Origin of the sequence: Pseudofrankia asymbiotica (assembly GCF_001983105.1) — a bacterium.
GTDB classification, from domain to species: domain Bacteria; phylum Actinomycetota; class Actinomycetes; order Frankiales; family Frankiaceae; genus Pseudofrankia; species Pseudofrankia asymbiotica.
This window is the reverse complement of record NZ_MOMC01000017.1, coordinates 188,232-201,992: the sequence shown is the minus strand read 5'-3', so window position 1 is coordinate 201,992 and position 13,761 is coordinate 188,232. Positions and strand designations below refer to the sequence as shown.

Here is a 13,761-nt window from a genome sequence, read left to right as displayed (position 1 = left end):
GGCCAGCCTCGCCGGGCCGGCCCGCCACCGTCACTGACGCGCCCCGACGGCCTGGACCTCCCAGCCAGCCTGCTGGGCCGGCTTCGCCGATCCAGCAGGAACCCCGGGCCTCGCCGATCCGGCGGGAACACCGGGGGCGGCGAGCTCGCCGGCGCCCGGCGTGCCTGCCCGGTCCAGCACGGCGACGAGGTCGGTGACCAGGTCGACGCCCTCGACGTCGACCACCCGCGCGAGCACCAGGTCGCCGACGGCGACCGGGGCGCCGGCATCGCCGGATTGACCGGCCGCGCCGGTCGTGCCAGTCGCGCCGGACGCCGCGGGAAGCCGCACGACGCAGGCCCCGTCGACCTCGGGCTGCTGGTGGGCGGCGCAGCCGTGGGCCGTGCGGCCTGACGGCTCGCCGTCCCCGCCGGACCGGGCCGCCCGCGCGTCGGCTCCCGCGGGAACGTCGTCGGAGATCTCCTCGACGAGCACCTCCACGGTCTCGCCGACGCGCCGCTCGGCGCGCGCCGCGGTCAGCTGCTCTATCAGGTCGGCGATGCGGGCGCGGCGGCGCTCGATGGCCCGGGGCGCGACCTTGCCGGACAGCCMGACCGCCTCGGTGCCCTCCTCGTCGGAGTAGCCGAACACGCCGACGGCGTCAAGATCGGCCTGCTCGAGGAAGTCGGCCAGGATGTCGAGATCCTCGACCGTCTCGCCGGGGAAACCGACGATCACATTGGAGCGGGCGCCGAGCGTGGGCGCGAGCGCACGGCCCCGGCGAAGCAGGTCGAGGAAGTCGGCCGAACCGCCGAAACGGCGCATCCGGCGCAGCACCGTCGGGCTCGCGTGCTGGAAGGACAGGTCCAGGTAAGGCGCGACCCCGGGCGTGGTCAGCAGCACCTCGAGGAGGGACGGACGCGTCTCCGCCGGCTGCAGGTAGACGGTCCGGACGCGCACGATGCCGGGTGTCGCGGCGAGCTGGGGCAACAGCTTCTCCAGAGCGCGCAGGTCACCCAGATCCTTGCCGTAGGAGGTGGAGTTCTCGCTGACGAGCACCAGCTCGCGGGCGCCCTGCCCGGCGAGCCACTCCGCCTCGGCGAGGATGTCCCGCGGCGGGCGGGAGACGTGCGAGCCGCGGAAGGACGGGATCGCGCAGAAGCTGCACCGCCGGTCGCAGCCGCTGGAGATCTTCAGTGCGGCCACCGGCCCTCGCTCGAGCCGCCGCCGGATCACCGCCGGCATCATCGGGACGGCCGGGAAGGCGGGGACGGCCGAGGCCGCCGGGGCCGCCGCCGCGACGGTGCCGTGCCCCGGGACCACGACGTCGGTCACGGCCGCGCTGCCCCGCTCCACTGGTGTGATCGGGAGCAGGGTGCGCCGGTCACGCGGGGTGTGGGCGGCCGGGCGCTCGCCGTCGAGCACGGCGCTCAACCGCGCCGCGATGTCCGGATAGGCGTCGAAGCCGAGCACGGCGTCGGCCTCGGGCAGGCTCGACGCGAGCTCGGCGCCGTAACGCTCGGCGAGGCAGCCGACCGCGACGACCGCCTTCGGGCCCTGGCCGGCGGCGTCGGGCGCGCCGCGCAGGCCGTCGGCGGCGAGCAGGGCGTCGATCGAGTCCTTCTTGGCGACGTCGACGAAACCGCAGGTGTTCACCAGCACGGCGTCGGCGTCGGCGGCGTCGTCGACCAGCTGCCAGCCGCCATCGGAGAGCCTGGCCGCCAGCTCCTCCGAATCGACCTCGTTGCGTGAACAACCAAGAGTGACGAGCGCAACGCGGCGGGCTTGACCAGCAGACACCACGTCAGGCTACCGGGCAACGGCCCGCGGGCGCGCCGCGCGGCCTCCCGGGGTACGAATCGAGCGCTCCCGGGTGGACACGAACGTGGTCCAGGACGCACCGGGCGACGTCGGGCGGCGCGGGGGCGAAGCGCGAACGCCGACGGCGTYGACGCCCCGCGACGGCACCTCGCGGTGGTGGGCCGCGAGTGTCAGTCGCGCTGCCCCGCCGGCGCGGAGGCGCCGTCGACCGTGCAGTCGCCCGAGTCACCCAGCGCCACGAGCACCGTCACGACCTGCCCGGGCTCACCCATCGTGCCCAGCTTGTGGCCGTTGCAGGACAGATCCATCGCGCCCGCGTTGCCCATCTTGACCCGCAGCGCCTTGGCCGTGAGCGTCTTGGCGTCGCCCGGGGCCAGTATCTGGCGCAGCACGACGTGGTTGCTGTCGTCGCTGACCTCCAGCCAGCTCTGCGCGCTGACCGCCTCGAGCCGCAGGTTCACCTGAGTGGGCGGGGCCGTCGCGGACGGGGCGCCGCCGGACGGGGCTGTCGGTGCGACGGAGGCGCCGGGCGCCGCGGTCGCCGACGCCGGTGTCGACGGATCGTGCCGCGAGGAGCCCGGGATCAGGAAGGCGATCAGGGCCAGCAGGCAGAGCACTGCCGCGGAAACGACCATGGCGGTGCCCCAGCGGCGGCCACCGCGGCGGCCATCGCCGTGGCGCAGCGGGTCGAACGAGCTGGTCGGCGCGAGCGACGGCGCCGGCACCCGCTCGTGGCTGGCGTCGTACGCGGCGACCAGGGGCTCCGGCGCGATGTCGAGCGCGCGGGCGATGCCGCGGATGTGGCCACGCGCGTAGACGGCGCCGCCGACGCCGGAGAAGTCGTCCTGCTCGATCTGGCGGATCAGCGTCGCCCTGATCCGCGTACGGGCACTGACCTCGTCGATCGACATGCCCGCGGCCACCCTGGCACTGGCCAGCCGGGCGCCGACGTTTCCGCCGTCGTCGACCTCCTGGGCGGCGCCAGCGGGCGAAGCTTCGTTCCGGGCGGCGCCAGCGGGCCGAGCGTCGCTCTTGTCCTCCAGGGCGACGCCAGGGGGCGGAGCGTCGCTCTCGTCCTCCCGGGCGACGCCAGCGGGCGTGCCACCGGTCCGGTCCTCGCGCGCAGGCTCCGCTGATCCGGCGGGAGCACCAGGGCTCACCGGATCACCGGGAACACCGGGAGTGCCAGAAGCCCCGCGAGCCCTCGGAGCCCCAGGAGCCCCGTCGGCCGACCGTGTGGCCTGGGCCAGCCGGGCGGTGGTCTCGACGGGATCGGCGCTGAGGTCACGATGGTGGTCGCGCGGTTCGTCGAAAGCCACCACGGGCCAACCTCCGCACGCATCCGACGCTGGCCGACGCGTGCCGCGGCGCCGATGACCCGCATCGGGGGCCGCGTGGGGGCGACGGCCAGCCAATGACGATCAACGAGCAGCGGGCAGCGGGGTTGCCAGGCCAACAGCAATGAATAGACGTTGCCTGAGTTTACGATTCCACGCCGCTCGTCGAAACCCGTCGCCGCTCCCGATGGGACCAACTGACCAACGTCAGCCACTCCGCAAGGTAACAAGAAGTCCTTCCAGCTCATCTGGCATCACCAGGACATCACGAGCCTTCGAGCCCTCACTCGGGCCGACGATCCCCCGGCTCTCCATCAGGTCCATGAGCCGGCCGGCCTTGGCGAAGCCCACCCGCAGCTTGCGCTGCAACATCGACGTCGAGCCGAACTGGGTGCTCACGACGAGCTCGACGGCCTGCAGGAACAGCTGCATGTCGTCGCCGATGTCCTCGTCGATCTCCTTGCGCGGGCCGGCCTCCTCCTCGAACACGTCCTCCCGGAACGCGGGCGGGGCCTGCTCCTTGGTGTGGTCGACGATCGCGGCGATCTCGTCCTCGGAGACGTACGCGCCCTGGATGCGGGCCGGCTTGCTCGCCCCCATCGGCAGGAACAGCGCGTCTCCCAGGCCGACGAGCTTCTCGGCACCGGCCTGGTCCAGGATGGTGCGGCTGTCGGCCAGCGACGCGGTGGCGAACGCCAGCCGCGAGGGGACGTTGGCCTTGATCAGGCCGGTGACGACGTCGACCGACGGGCGCTGGGTCGCGAGCACCAGGTRGATGCCGACGGCCCGGGCCATCGCGGTGATCCGGCAGATCGCGTCCTCGACGTCACGCGGGGCGACCATCATCAGGTCGGCGAGCTCGTCGACGATCGTCAGGATGTACGGGTAGGGCGTGTAGACGCGCTCCGAGCCGGGCGGCGCGACGATCTCGCCGTTGCGCACCTTACGGTTGAAGTCATCCACATGGCGCACACCGCTGGCCGCGAGATCCTCGTAACGGTTTTCCATCTCCTTCACGACCCACTGCAGCGCGTCGGACGCCTTTTTTGGATTCGTGATGATGGGCGTAATGAGGTGCGGAATGCCCTGATAGCTGGTCAGCTCGACCCGCTTGGGGTCGACGAGCACCATCCGCACCTGGTCCGGCGTGGCGCGCGCGAGCACRCTCGTGATGAGCGTGTTGATGCACGTCGACTTGCCGGCCCCGGTCGCGCCGGCGATGAGAATGTGCGGCATCTTCGCCAGGTTCGCGAGGACGTAGCCACCCTCGATGTCCTTGCCGAGCCCGACGACGAGAGGGTGCGGGTTGCCGGTCGCGTCGGCACTGCGCAGGACGTCACCGAGGGACACCAGCTCCCGGTCGGTGTTGGGGATCTCGACGCCGACCGCGCTCTTTCCCGGAATCGGACTGATGATCCGCACATCCGGGCTCTTCACCGCGTAGGCGATGTTCTTCGCCAGCTGGGTGATCCGCTCAACCTTGACGGCCGAGCCCAGCTCGACCTCATACCGGGTGACCGTCGGCCCCCGGGTGAACCCGGTGACCCGGGCATCCACCTTGAACTGGGAGAACACGTCGGTCAACGACGCGATCACCGTGTCGGTCGCGGCGGAGCGCACCTTCGGCGGGGTGCCGGACTTCAGCAACGTCGGCGACGGAAGCACGTAGTCGCCCTCGACGGGCACCGGTACCAGGTGCTCGATCTCGCCGTCCGGCTCCGCGGTCGAGGCGGCTCCGGCCGGCTTGCGCTGTCGCGGCGGCCGCCGCGCGGGCGCGGCCGGCTCCTCGACCTCGCCGTCGGGGCCGAGGTCCAGGCCAAGGTCGAGGTCGAGGATGTCACCGGCGGCCACGCCGACGCCGTGCCCGTCAGGCGGCGGAACCCTGCGGCCCGCCGGGCCGGCGAGCTCGGTGTCGGCGTCGTACACGTCGCCAGCGGCCGCGCCGACGCGGCGCCGGCTCCGGCCCTTGCCGCGGCCCCCCGCGGCCGCGCCGCCGGCGAGCAGCTCGTCCGCGAGCCCGGCTCGGCCGGCCTCGCCGGCCAGCTCGTCGGTGTCGTCGAACCCGTCCAGATCGTCGCCGGGACCGATGGCGCGGCGGCCGCCGCGCGCCGTCGTTCCTCGCTGGTTGTCCCGGTCCTCCCGGACGCCGGCCGCCAGCCGGTCGACAAGACCGCGGGCCAGCGCCGGAACCTGCCGCAACGGCGTCCGGGTGATGACCAGGATGCCGAAGAGCGCGAGCAGGATCAGCAGCGGCGCGGCGACATAGGGCGTGACCGCCGCCGCGAGCGGCGAGGAGGCGATGAAGCCCGCCGTGCCGCCGGCGGCCCGCAGTTCCTTGGCCCCGCGGCCGAAGTCGGGGATCCCACGCACGACGTGATAGAAGCCGAGCGCGCCGAGTGTCGCCGCGACCCAGCCGATGGTCACCCGGCCGCGGCTGTCCGGGTCGGCCGGGGCCCGCACCAGCCGCCAGGACGCGCTGAACCCGATCACCGGCAACACCAGCGCCCCGGCGCCGAACAGCAGCCGCAGCAGGGAACTCAGCCCGGAGCCGACGGGTCCGGCGGCGTGGAACCACAACGCGGCCATCGTGAGGATCGCCCCGCCGAGCGTCGCGAGCCCAGCGCCGTCGCGCCGGTGCTCCGGGTCGATCCGCAGCTCTCGGCTGCCGCGGCGGACATGCCGTAGCGAGGTACCGAACACCGTGGCGAGGGCCATCCACAGCCGCGCGACGCCCCTCAGCAGCCACGCGGCGACGGCGAGCGAGAAGGGCGTCCCTCCGGACGCGCCGCGAGCGCGCCCGCCGCCGGACCCGCCGGACGGACGGCTCGCGCCCGAGCCACGGCCACGGGCGGCCGGGCGGCTGGTGCCGCTGGCGCTCCGGGACGTGGCCGATCCCCCGCGGGCGCGCGAACTCGCCCCGGTCGTGCGTGTGGCCACGTCAGCACGTTACAAGGTCGCCCCCACCACTCCCGGCAACCCCGACCTTCCGGGCGCGCCGTGCACTCCGCCGACCCGCCAGCCCCATATATCGGCCATCGGTATATACAGAAGACATGACGGATGAGGACATGCGCGAGCCCACCTTCCTGGTGCTGGCCGCTCTCGCCGACGGGCCGCGTCACGGCTACGGCGTGATCCAGGAAGTCGAGACCATCTCGAAGGGCCGCGTCCGCCTGCGTGCCGGCACTCTCTATGCCGCCCTTGACCGACTGACCGCTGACGGCCTGGTGCGACGGGAGCGCGAGGAGGTCGTCGCCGGCCGGCTGCGCCGCTACTACGAACTCACCGACGAAGGCGCCGTCGCACTGGCCGCGCAGGCCGACCGCCTGCGCGCCAACGCCGAGGAGGCGAGCCGCCGCCTGCTCACCCGTACCAGGTCCGTCACGCCGGGCCGCGCCGGCACCGCGCTCGCTGGCGGCGCCGCGTGAACACCGACGAGACCAGCTCGCCCGAGGACGCCACGGCCATCTCCGAGACCACGACCGTTCCCGCTGGCGTGCCCGCCTACCGCCGGCTGCTGCTCGCCTACCCGCGTCGCTGGCGCGCCGAGCACGGCGAGGAGCTGGTGGCGACCCTGCTCGACGCCGCGGACGCCGACGGACGGGGACGGCCGACGCTCGGCGAGACGGCCAACCTGCTGGGCAACGGCGTCGCCACCCGTATCCGCCCGCTGCTCGGCTGGATTCCCACCAGCACCCGCCAGGCGATCGCCACCGTCGCGCTCGCGACCGGCGGCGTTTTGTCCGCCGTGGCACTTGCCGTCGCCGAGCAGGGTCCGGGCGAGATCTGGCCGTTCGCCGCCGCGACCCCGGAGGGCTGGGCCAGCCGGCCCATCGCCGGGACCCAGATTGGCCCGTTCTACACCGACGGCGTTCTGGTCTACGCGCCCTGGCTGATCGCCTTCGCCGCGGCCACCCTTCGCCGGCGCCGCCTTGCCCGTGCCGCCGCCCTCGCGGTCCTGCCGGCAGCCGCGGTGGTGCTGGCGCTCGGCGCCACCACCAGGCTCGCCCGGCCGCCGGTGGCGCTTCTGGTGACACTCTGCCTGCTCGCGCTGGCGACGGTCGTCGCCCCAGCCGCCGCGCCGCGCCAGCCCGGCGTGCGGCGCCGGACGCTGGCCATGGTCACCGTTCTGGTGGCCGCCTGGGTTCCCGCGGTCGCGCTCTTCTACCAGCGCGTGATCTCCGGGGGCGGGACGTACGGCCGCACCAGTGTCGACGGTGGCTACCGTCAGTGGTACTCGCTCTTCTACGACCTGTCCGAGTCGATACCCTCGGCTCTCGTCATCGCCGGTCTCGTCGCGCTCGTCGTCAGCGAGTCCAGGCCCGGGTGGCTAGCGGCGATGAGCGTCTCGGGCATTTCCCTGTCGCTGCTGGGATTCGACCGCATCCGAGCATTCGACACGCACTCCACCGAGCACATGCCCATGCTGACCATGGGCGTCCTCGTCCTGGCCCTGCTGGCCGTCCTCGACATCCGACGCGCCGCGAGCCGTCAGRCTCGGCCGGTCGTCGACCAGCGGTCGACACCCACAGAGGTGATCTAGAAAATAGCCCGCCACGCGGCGGATCGCAGACGTCCAAACCCGCGCGCAGCAGGCAATTCATTATCCGTAGAAGAGATCCTCGATGTTCACGGGAAGCGGCGCGTTGACGTCATCGGGCACCGTGAACAGGCCCTTCGCGACGCCCAGCCTGCCTGGAACCAGTTGCTGCCGGATCGGCGGAGCCGACGTGGGAGATCGCCGATCCGGCAGGTCGGGCTCAGTGCCCATCACACCTCGACGACGACCGGGACGATCATGGGGCGGCGGCGGTAGGTGTCGCTGACCCAGCGGCCGACGATGCGGCGGACGAGCTGCTGCAGCGCGCCCGCGTCGGTCATGCCGTTGCGCATGCCGTCCGCGAGACCGTCGGCGACCATCTTGCGCACCTTCTCGAAGGCCGCCCGGTCGTCGGAGAAGCCACGGGCGACGAGATCCGGCCCGGCGATGACCTTGCCGGCGGCGGCGTCCACCACGGCGGTGATCGTGATGAAGCCCTCCTCGCCGAGGATGCGCCGGTCCTTCAGGCTCGACTCGCCGACGTCGCCGACGGCGCCGCCGTCGACGTAGACGTAGCCGCACGGCACGGCGCCGGTGATCGACGCCTGGCCCTCGACGAGGTCGACGACCATGCCGTCCTCGGCGAGCACGATCCGCTCGGCGGGCAGACCGGTCAGCTCGGCGAGCGCCGCGTGCGCCCGCAGGTGCCGCCACTCGCCGTGGATCGGCATCATGTTCGACGGCCGGGTGGCGTTGAGGACATAAAGCAGTTCGCCGGCGGCCGCGTGGCCGGAGGTGTGCACCTTGGCGACGCCCTTGTGGACGACCTTGGCGCCCCAGCGGGTCAGGCCGTTGATGACGCGGTAGACCGACTCCTCGTTGCCGGGGATGAGGCTGGAGGCGAGGACGACCGTGTCACCGGCCTCGATCCGGATCGCGTGGTCACGGTTGGCCATCCGCGACAGCGCCGACAGCGGTTCGCCCTGTGAGCCGGTGCAGACCAGGCAGATGTTGCGGTCGGGCAGCGACTCGATGTCGCGGGCGTCGATGACCAGGCCGGGCGGCACCCGCAGCAGGCCCAGGTCACGGGCGACGCCCATGTTGCGGATCATCGAGCGGCCGATGAAGCAGACCGAACGGCCGTGCGCCTCGGCGGCGTCCAGGACCTGCTGCACCCGGTGCACGTGGCTGGCGAAACTCGCGACGATGATCCGCTTGCCGGCCTCGCGGAACACCCCGTCGAGCACCGGGGCGATCTCCCGCTCCGACGTGACGAAGCCGGGTACTTCGGCGTTCGTCGAGTCGGACATCAGCAGGTCGATGCCCTCCAGGCCAAGGCGGGCGAAGCCGCCGAGGTCGGTGAGCCGGCCGTCGAGCGGCAGCTGGTCCATCTTGAAGTCGCCAGTGTGCAGCACCAGCCCGGCGGAGGTGCGGATCGCGACCGCGACCGCGTCCGGGATCGAGTGGTTGACGGCGAGGAACTCGAGGTCGAACGGGCCGAAGCTGTGCCGCTCCTCCTCGGTGATCTGCAGGGTCACCGGCCTGATCCGGTGCTCCTGCAGCTTCGCGACCATCAGCGCCAGCGTCAGGCGGGTACCGACCAGCGGAATGTCGGCCCGCTCGCGCAGAAGGTAGGGAACCGCGCCGATGTGGTCCTCATGGGCGTGCGTGAGGATGATCGCCTCGATGTCGTCGAGACGATCCCGGATCGCGGTGAAGTCCGGCAGGATCAGGTCGACGCCTGGCTGGTCGGTCTCCGGGAACAGCACGCCACAGTCGACGATCAGCAGCCGGCCATCGTGCTCGAAGACGGTCATGTTCCGGCCGATCTCACCGAGACCGCCGAGCGGGATGATCCGCAGGCCCTCGACGGGCAGCGGCGGCGGGGCCCCGAGCCCCGGGTGCGGATGGCTCATGAGGCGGCCGCCCCCGCCGGCGCCGCGGCGAACGCCGGGGCCGCGGACGGCTCCAGCACGGCCGCGGCCAGGTCCAGGCGGAGCTGGTCGATCTCCGCGTCGGTGGCGTCGACCAGCGGTGGGCGTACCGGCCCGGCCGGCAGGCCTCGCAAGGTCAGGGCGGCCTTCGTCGTAATCACTCCCTGTGTTCGGAAAATGCCCTTGAAGATGGGCAACATGCCTTGGTGTATGCGGCGCGCGGTGACCGGGTCGCCCGCGTCGAAGGCCGCGATCAGGGCTCGCAGGGCGGGCGCCCCGACGTGCGCGACCACGCTGACGAGGCCGACGGCACCGACCGAGAGCAGCGGCAGGGTGAGCGCGTCGTCGCCGCAGTAGTACGCCAGCGACGAGTTGGCGATGACCCGCGAGGAGCCCTCCAGGTCGGCCTTCGCGTCCTTCACCGCGACGATGTTCGGGTGCTCGGCGAGCGCCAGCAGCGTCTCGGTGGTCACCGGCACCCCGGTTCGCCCGGGGATGTCATAGATCATTACGGGTAGGCCGGTAGCGTCCGCGACCATCCGGAAATGCCGGGCGACGCCGGCCTGCGGCGGCTTGCTGTAGTACGGCGTCACGACCAGCAGGCCGTGCGCGCCGGCCCGCTCGGCGGCCCTGGCCAGCTCGGTGGTGTGGTGGGTGTCGTAGGTGCCGACCCCGGCGATCACGCTGGCACGGTCGCCGACAGCCTTGAGGACCACGCGCAGCAGCTGGTCCTTCTCGTCGTCCGAGGTGGTGGGCGACTCGCCAGTCGTGCCACTGATCACCAGGCCGTCGCTGCCGGCGTCCACCAGATGGGAGGCCAGTGCCGCGGCGCCGTCAAGATCGAGGGAGCCGTCCGGGAGGAACGGCGTCACCATCGCGGTGATCAGGCGCCCGAACGGCGCGGGGGGCAACACTGACATACCGGCCACGCTAACTGGCACCTCCGACATCCATTCACGACATTCCGGCCGGACCACCGCCGCCGTGGGCGGTCAGCCCTGCCTGCCGGGTCCATTCTCCCGCCCGGGGAGCCGTCGCGCCCACGAGCCCGCGCTCCAGCCGAGCGGCGTACCCGCGTCAGCGCTGCTCGGAGGCGCGCGACGCCCGGGTACCCAGGCGGCCGAAGATCAGCATGTTCCGGTCGAGACGCTGCCAAAGCTCACGGCGGCCCAGGCGGGCCAATGGCCGACCACCAACCACCGGGGACCGGCGTACCGAGACACCAAGACCGAAGTTCTTCGGCATGACCAACCGCCCGTCGCTTCTCGACTGCGCTGTCCCGACGGCCGCCGAGCGGTCTCAACGGCTGCGCCGCACCGACAACGGTGCCGCGCCAACGGTCACCACGTCGGCGACGCCGGCCCTGGGTCTGCGATCAGGGTATCGGACGCGGCAACCGCGCGCGGCCCCTCGGCCCGGCCGAGGGGGTTGGCACGGTCCACAAGGCGCCGAGAACCGGTTCGGAGGTTCGCGATTCCGCCGACTCGGACAAACTCCGGACCGCTCGGCCGTTCTGAGCGGAATCAACAGGAAAGCGCCTAATGTGCGTCTGTGGCCATCACTCTGACGACCGCGTACCTGACGGAGCGCTGATGGTCGGCGCGGGATCGCCACCGAGAGGCGGCGCGGGGGCACGGGGCGCCGACGCGCTGCGCCGCTGGCGGCGTCGGGACGACGCGGACGGGGCGCCGGTCCTCGACCTTACCGACGTGCACGAGGTCACGACGGCGTTGCTCGTGCCGCCGCCGGAGCTGCGCGGGGTGCGTCGCCGCGTCGTCGACCAGTTCACCCTGTTGTCGGCGAACCGGGCCAAGCTCGCCCGATCGATCAACTGGGGGCCGCTGGACGGCCTGCTGAACGCGGTCGTGCCGGCGACCCGGCGGCTCGACACCCGCGGCCGGCTGCCCGCGGAGGTCTCACTGCTGCTGCCGATCTCGACGTTGCCCAAACGGGCCCTGGTCGCGTTCAACCTGGCCGGCCCAGGCGGATCCGACGCCCATCTGGTGCCCTACACCACGTCGGTCGTGATCCAGGGGTATGTGGTGGCCCTGCTGGCGAACGAGATCGGTCATCTGCCTCCGCCTGAGGCCCAACGCATGGTGGACGCGATCAGCCGGTTCCGGCCCGGCCGGCTCTCGGTCAACCGTCCGGGACTGATGCCCCGCCGCCGCCCGCTGGACGGACGACCGCCTCGGCCGCTGTCGCTGCGCGCCCTCGGGGAGTACCTCGCCAGGGAGGCCGACCTGTCGGTGCCCGAGCCGACGCTGCGCCGCTGGACCGGGCGCGTCGAGGCGGCGCAGGACACGCTTCTCGCCGCGCTGGACGAACCGTTCGACCCGCTGTCCAGCGCCGACACCCTGCTGCTCGCGGCCGGCGAACTGCGGCGCGACCCCGAGCTGCCCGACGAGCCGACGGTCGGCGACATGGACCGGTACCTGGCGGTCTTCGTCGACTGGATCGACGACCTGGTCGCCGCGGGGGCGCCGGCGGTGCCGGTGCTCTCGACGATCGCCGAGTACGGCCGACGCTGGGAGGCGCTGGCGCAGGTCACCCTCGACCCGTACCGGCCGTCACTGATCAAGATGGCCGAGGAGCGGCGCGCGCAGCTGGTCCGCCGGCCGCCGGCCCGCCACGCGTCCCGGTGGCGGGCGGCGGCCGGGAGCCTGGCGCTGACCAATCCGGTGGCGCTGGTCGACCTGGACCCCGGCGTGGGCAGCTACCACGTCAGCATCGGCACCGACGACAGCAGCATCGAGATCAGCCACCCGGTCGTCCTCGATCTCTACGACCGCCCGGTCGAGCGGACGTACGTCGAGGACGTGCAGGACAACCGCGAGGTGTACGCGTACTACACGACCGATGTGCGCCGGCCGAGCCGAGCGCGCCTGGCGGTCGGCCTGTCGGTCTCGCCGGACGTCTCTCGGGTGACCGTCGCCATCAGCGTTCTGATGGCGATGGCGGTGGGCCTCGCGGCGCTGCCGGTCGAGCTGGGCCCGGACGCCGTCGCGGTGATCACCGTCCCGTCCTCGTTCGCCGCGACGGTCCTGCTCACCCGCGAGCGCAGCAGCCTCGCCGCCTGGGTCCTCGGCCCGGTCAAGGCCACCCTGCTCGCGCTGCTGGTGGCGCTCGCCATCCTCTCCGGCCTGCGTGCCCTCGGCTGGCACCAGCCGGCCGACTCCGCGGCGGGCCTGGCGGGCGCAGCGGGCCCGGCGCGCCCGCCGTCAGGCGCCGGGGCGCTCTCCCACGTGGTCAGCGGTCGAAGTACGTAGCCGACGTCGAGGCGCGTAGAGCCGAAGAGGTGCCCAGAGCCGAAGAGGTGCCCAGAGCCGAAGAGGTGCCCAGGCGAGACGCTGTGCTCTCGCCTGGGCACCTCTGTCGGTGCGGCGCCGACCACGTCGGCGCCTCCCGCTGACTACTGCTGGCCGCCCGGCCAGCCGCCCTGCGGCGGCTGCTGCTGCCAGCCACCCTGCGGCGGCGGCGTCGGCTGCTGCCAACCGCCCTGCGGCGGCTGCTGCGGCTGCTGCTGCCAACCGCCCTGGGGCTGCCCCTGCGGCGGGCCCTGGGGCCACGTGCCCGGCGGCGGAACCTGCTGCTGCCCCTGCGGCCACTGGCCGGGCTGCGTGCCCTGCGGCCACCCCTGCGGCTGACCGTACGGCGGCCGGGGGCCACCCGCCGGGGCGGTGTCGCCGCTGCGGAACCGGATGAAGGCGAACGCGGTGAGCGCGATGGCGGCGATCAGCCCGAGGAACGTCCCGGCACGGGCGCCTGCCTCGATCGACCCGCCGAAGAAGGCGGAATCCCCACCGTCGGGCCGGTCGTAGGTCACCCAGCGGAGAAGAATCAGCACGATCGCGAGCCCACCGGCGCCGACGAACGCCAGCGCCGGCTGGACCGGGCCGAGCGCGGGCAGCCGGAAGCCGGCGAACACCTGCGCGGCGACGAGGCCGGCGACGGCCAGGCAGAGCAGGACGGAGAACCAGGCGCCGAACCCCATGTGCCATGCGTTCGCGTGGTAGTTGGCGCCAGCGATCTTCACGCCGTACCACGGCAGGAAGCTGAAGATGAACATGAGGAGGCCAGCCCCCATGACTCCGATGTCGCCGATCGCGAGATCGCGACCTCCGATTCTTGGCATGACGCAACCCCTTCT

General features: G+C 72.7%; 10 protein-coding genes. 3 read left to right on the top strand and 7 right to left on the bottom strand.

Annotation, left to right across the window (positions count from 1 at the left end; genetic code table 11):
• Positions 1–30 precede the first annotated feature (30 nt).
• The 3 genes from BL253_RS10645 to BL253_RS10635 form a co-directional block, all read right to left on the bottom strand.
• On the bottom strand, positions 31–1,779 hold the full coding sequence (locus tag BL253_RS10645) for a MiaB/RimO family radical SAM methylthiotransferase (protein WP_076816016.1): 1,749 nt from the start codon (positions 1,777–1,779) through the stop codon (positions 31–33).
• Positions 1,780–1,970: 191 nt separating this feature from the next.
• The gene (locus tag BL253_RS10640) at positions 1,971–2,960 is read right to left on the bottom strand and encodes a helix-turn-helix domain-containing protein (protein ID WP_131831478.1); all 990 of its coding nucleotides are present in this window, start codon (positions 2,958–2,960) and stop codon (positions 1,971–1,973) included.
• Between the two features lie 384 nt (positions 2,961–3,344).
• On the bottom strand, positions 3,345–5,852 hold the full coding sequence (locus tag BL253_RS10635; protein ID WP_241834694.1) for a DNA translocase FtsK: 2,508 nt from the start codon (positions 5,850–5,852) through the stop codon (positions 3,345–3,347).
• Between the two features lie 353 nt (positions 5,853–6,205).
• Between BL253_RS10635 and BL253_RS10630 the strand changes: the two genes are divergently transcribed.
• Both BL253_RS10630 and BL253_RS42880 read left to right on the top strand, forming a co-directional pair.
• The gene (locus tag BL253_RS10630) at positions 6,206–6,565 is read left to right on the top strand and encodes a PadR family transcriptional regulator (RefSeq protein WP_420801638.1); all 360 of its coding nucleotides are present in this window, start codon (positions 6,206–6,208) and stop codon (positions 6,563–6,565) included.
• Positions 6,562–7,680, top strand: coding sequence for a hypothetical protein (locus tag BL253_RS42880; protein ID WP_076815921.1), 1,119 nt, complete (start codon positions 6,562–6,564; stop codon positions 7,678–7,680). The genes BL253_RS10630 and BL253_RS42880 overlap by 4 nt, the downstream gene beginning before the upstream one ends.
• A gap of 60 nt (positions 7,681–7,740) precedes the next feature.
• On the opposite strand, the gene BL253_RS42230 is transcribed toward BL253_RS42880, so the two are convergent.
• The 3 genes from BL253_RS42230 to dapA are packed head-to-tail and all read right to left on the bottom strand — an operon-like array spanning position 7,741 to position 10,540.
• Positions 7,741–7,908 carry a hypothetical protein gene (locus BL253_RS42230; RefSeq protein WP_158230344.1) on the bottom strand — a complete coding sequence of 56 codons (168 nt, stop codon included), beginning with the start codon at positions 7,906–7,908 and terminating at the stop codon, positions 7,741–7,743.
• Positions 7,908–9,593: a ribonuclease J gene (locus BL253_RS10620; RefSeq protein ID WP_076815919.1), complete on the bottom strand. Its 1,686-nt coding sequence runs from the start codon at positions 9,591–9,593 to the stop codon at positions 7,908–7,910. The genes BL253_RS42230 and BL253_RS10620 overlap by 1 nt, the downstream gene beginning before the upstream one ends.
• Positions 9,590–10,540, bottom strand: coding sequence for a 4-hydroxy-tetrahydrodipicolinate synthase (gene dapA, locus BL253_RS10615; protein ID WP_476644108.1), 951 nt, complete (start codon positions 10,538–10,540; stop codon positions 9,590–9,592). The genes BL253_RS10620 and dapA overlap by 4 nt, the downstream gene beginning before the upstream one ends.
• 663 nt (positions 10,541–11,203) lie before the next feature.
• Between dapA and BL253_RS10610 the strand changes: the two genes are divergently transcribed.
• On the top strand, positions 11,204–12,880 hold the full coding sequence (locus BL253_RS10610; protein ID WP_076815915.1) for a hypothetical protein: 1,677 nt from the start codon (positions 11,204–11,206) through the stop codon (positions 12,878–12,880).
• A gap of 143 nt (positions 12,881–13,023) precedes the next feature.
• Here BL253_RS10610 and BL253_RS10605 read toward each other — a convergent pair whose 3' ends face one another.
• Complete coding sequence (locus BL253_RS10605; RefSeq protein ID WP_076815914.1) at positions 13,024–13,746, bottom strand: hypothetical protein; 723 nt, start codon at positions 13,744–13,746, stop codon at positions 13,024–13,026.
• Positions 13,747–13,761 lie beyond the last annotated feature (15 nt).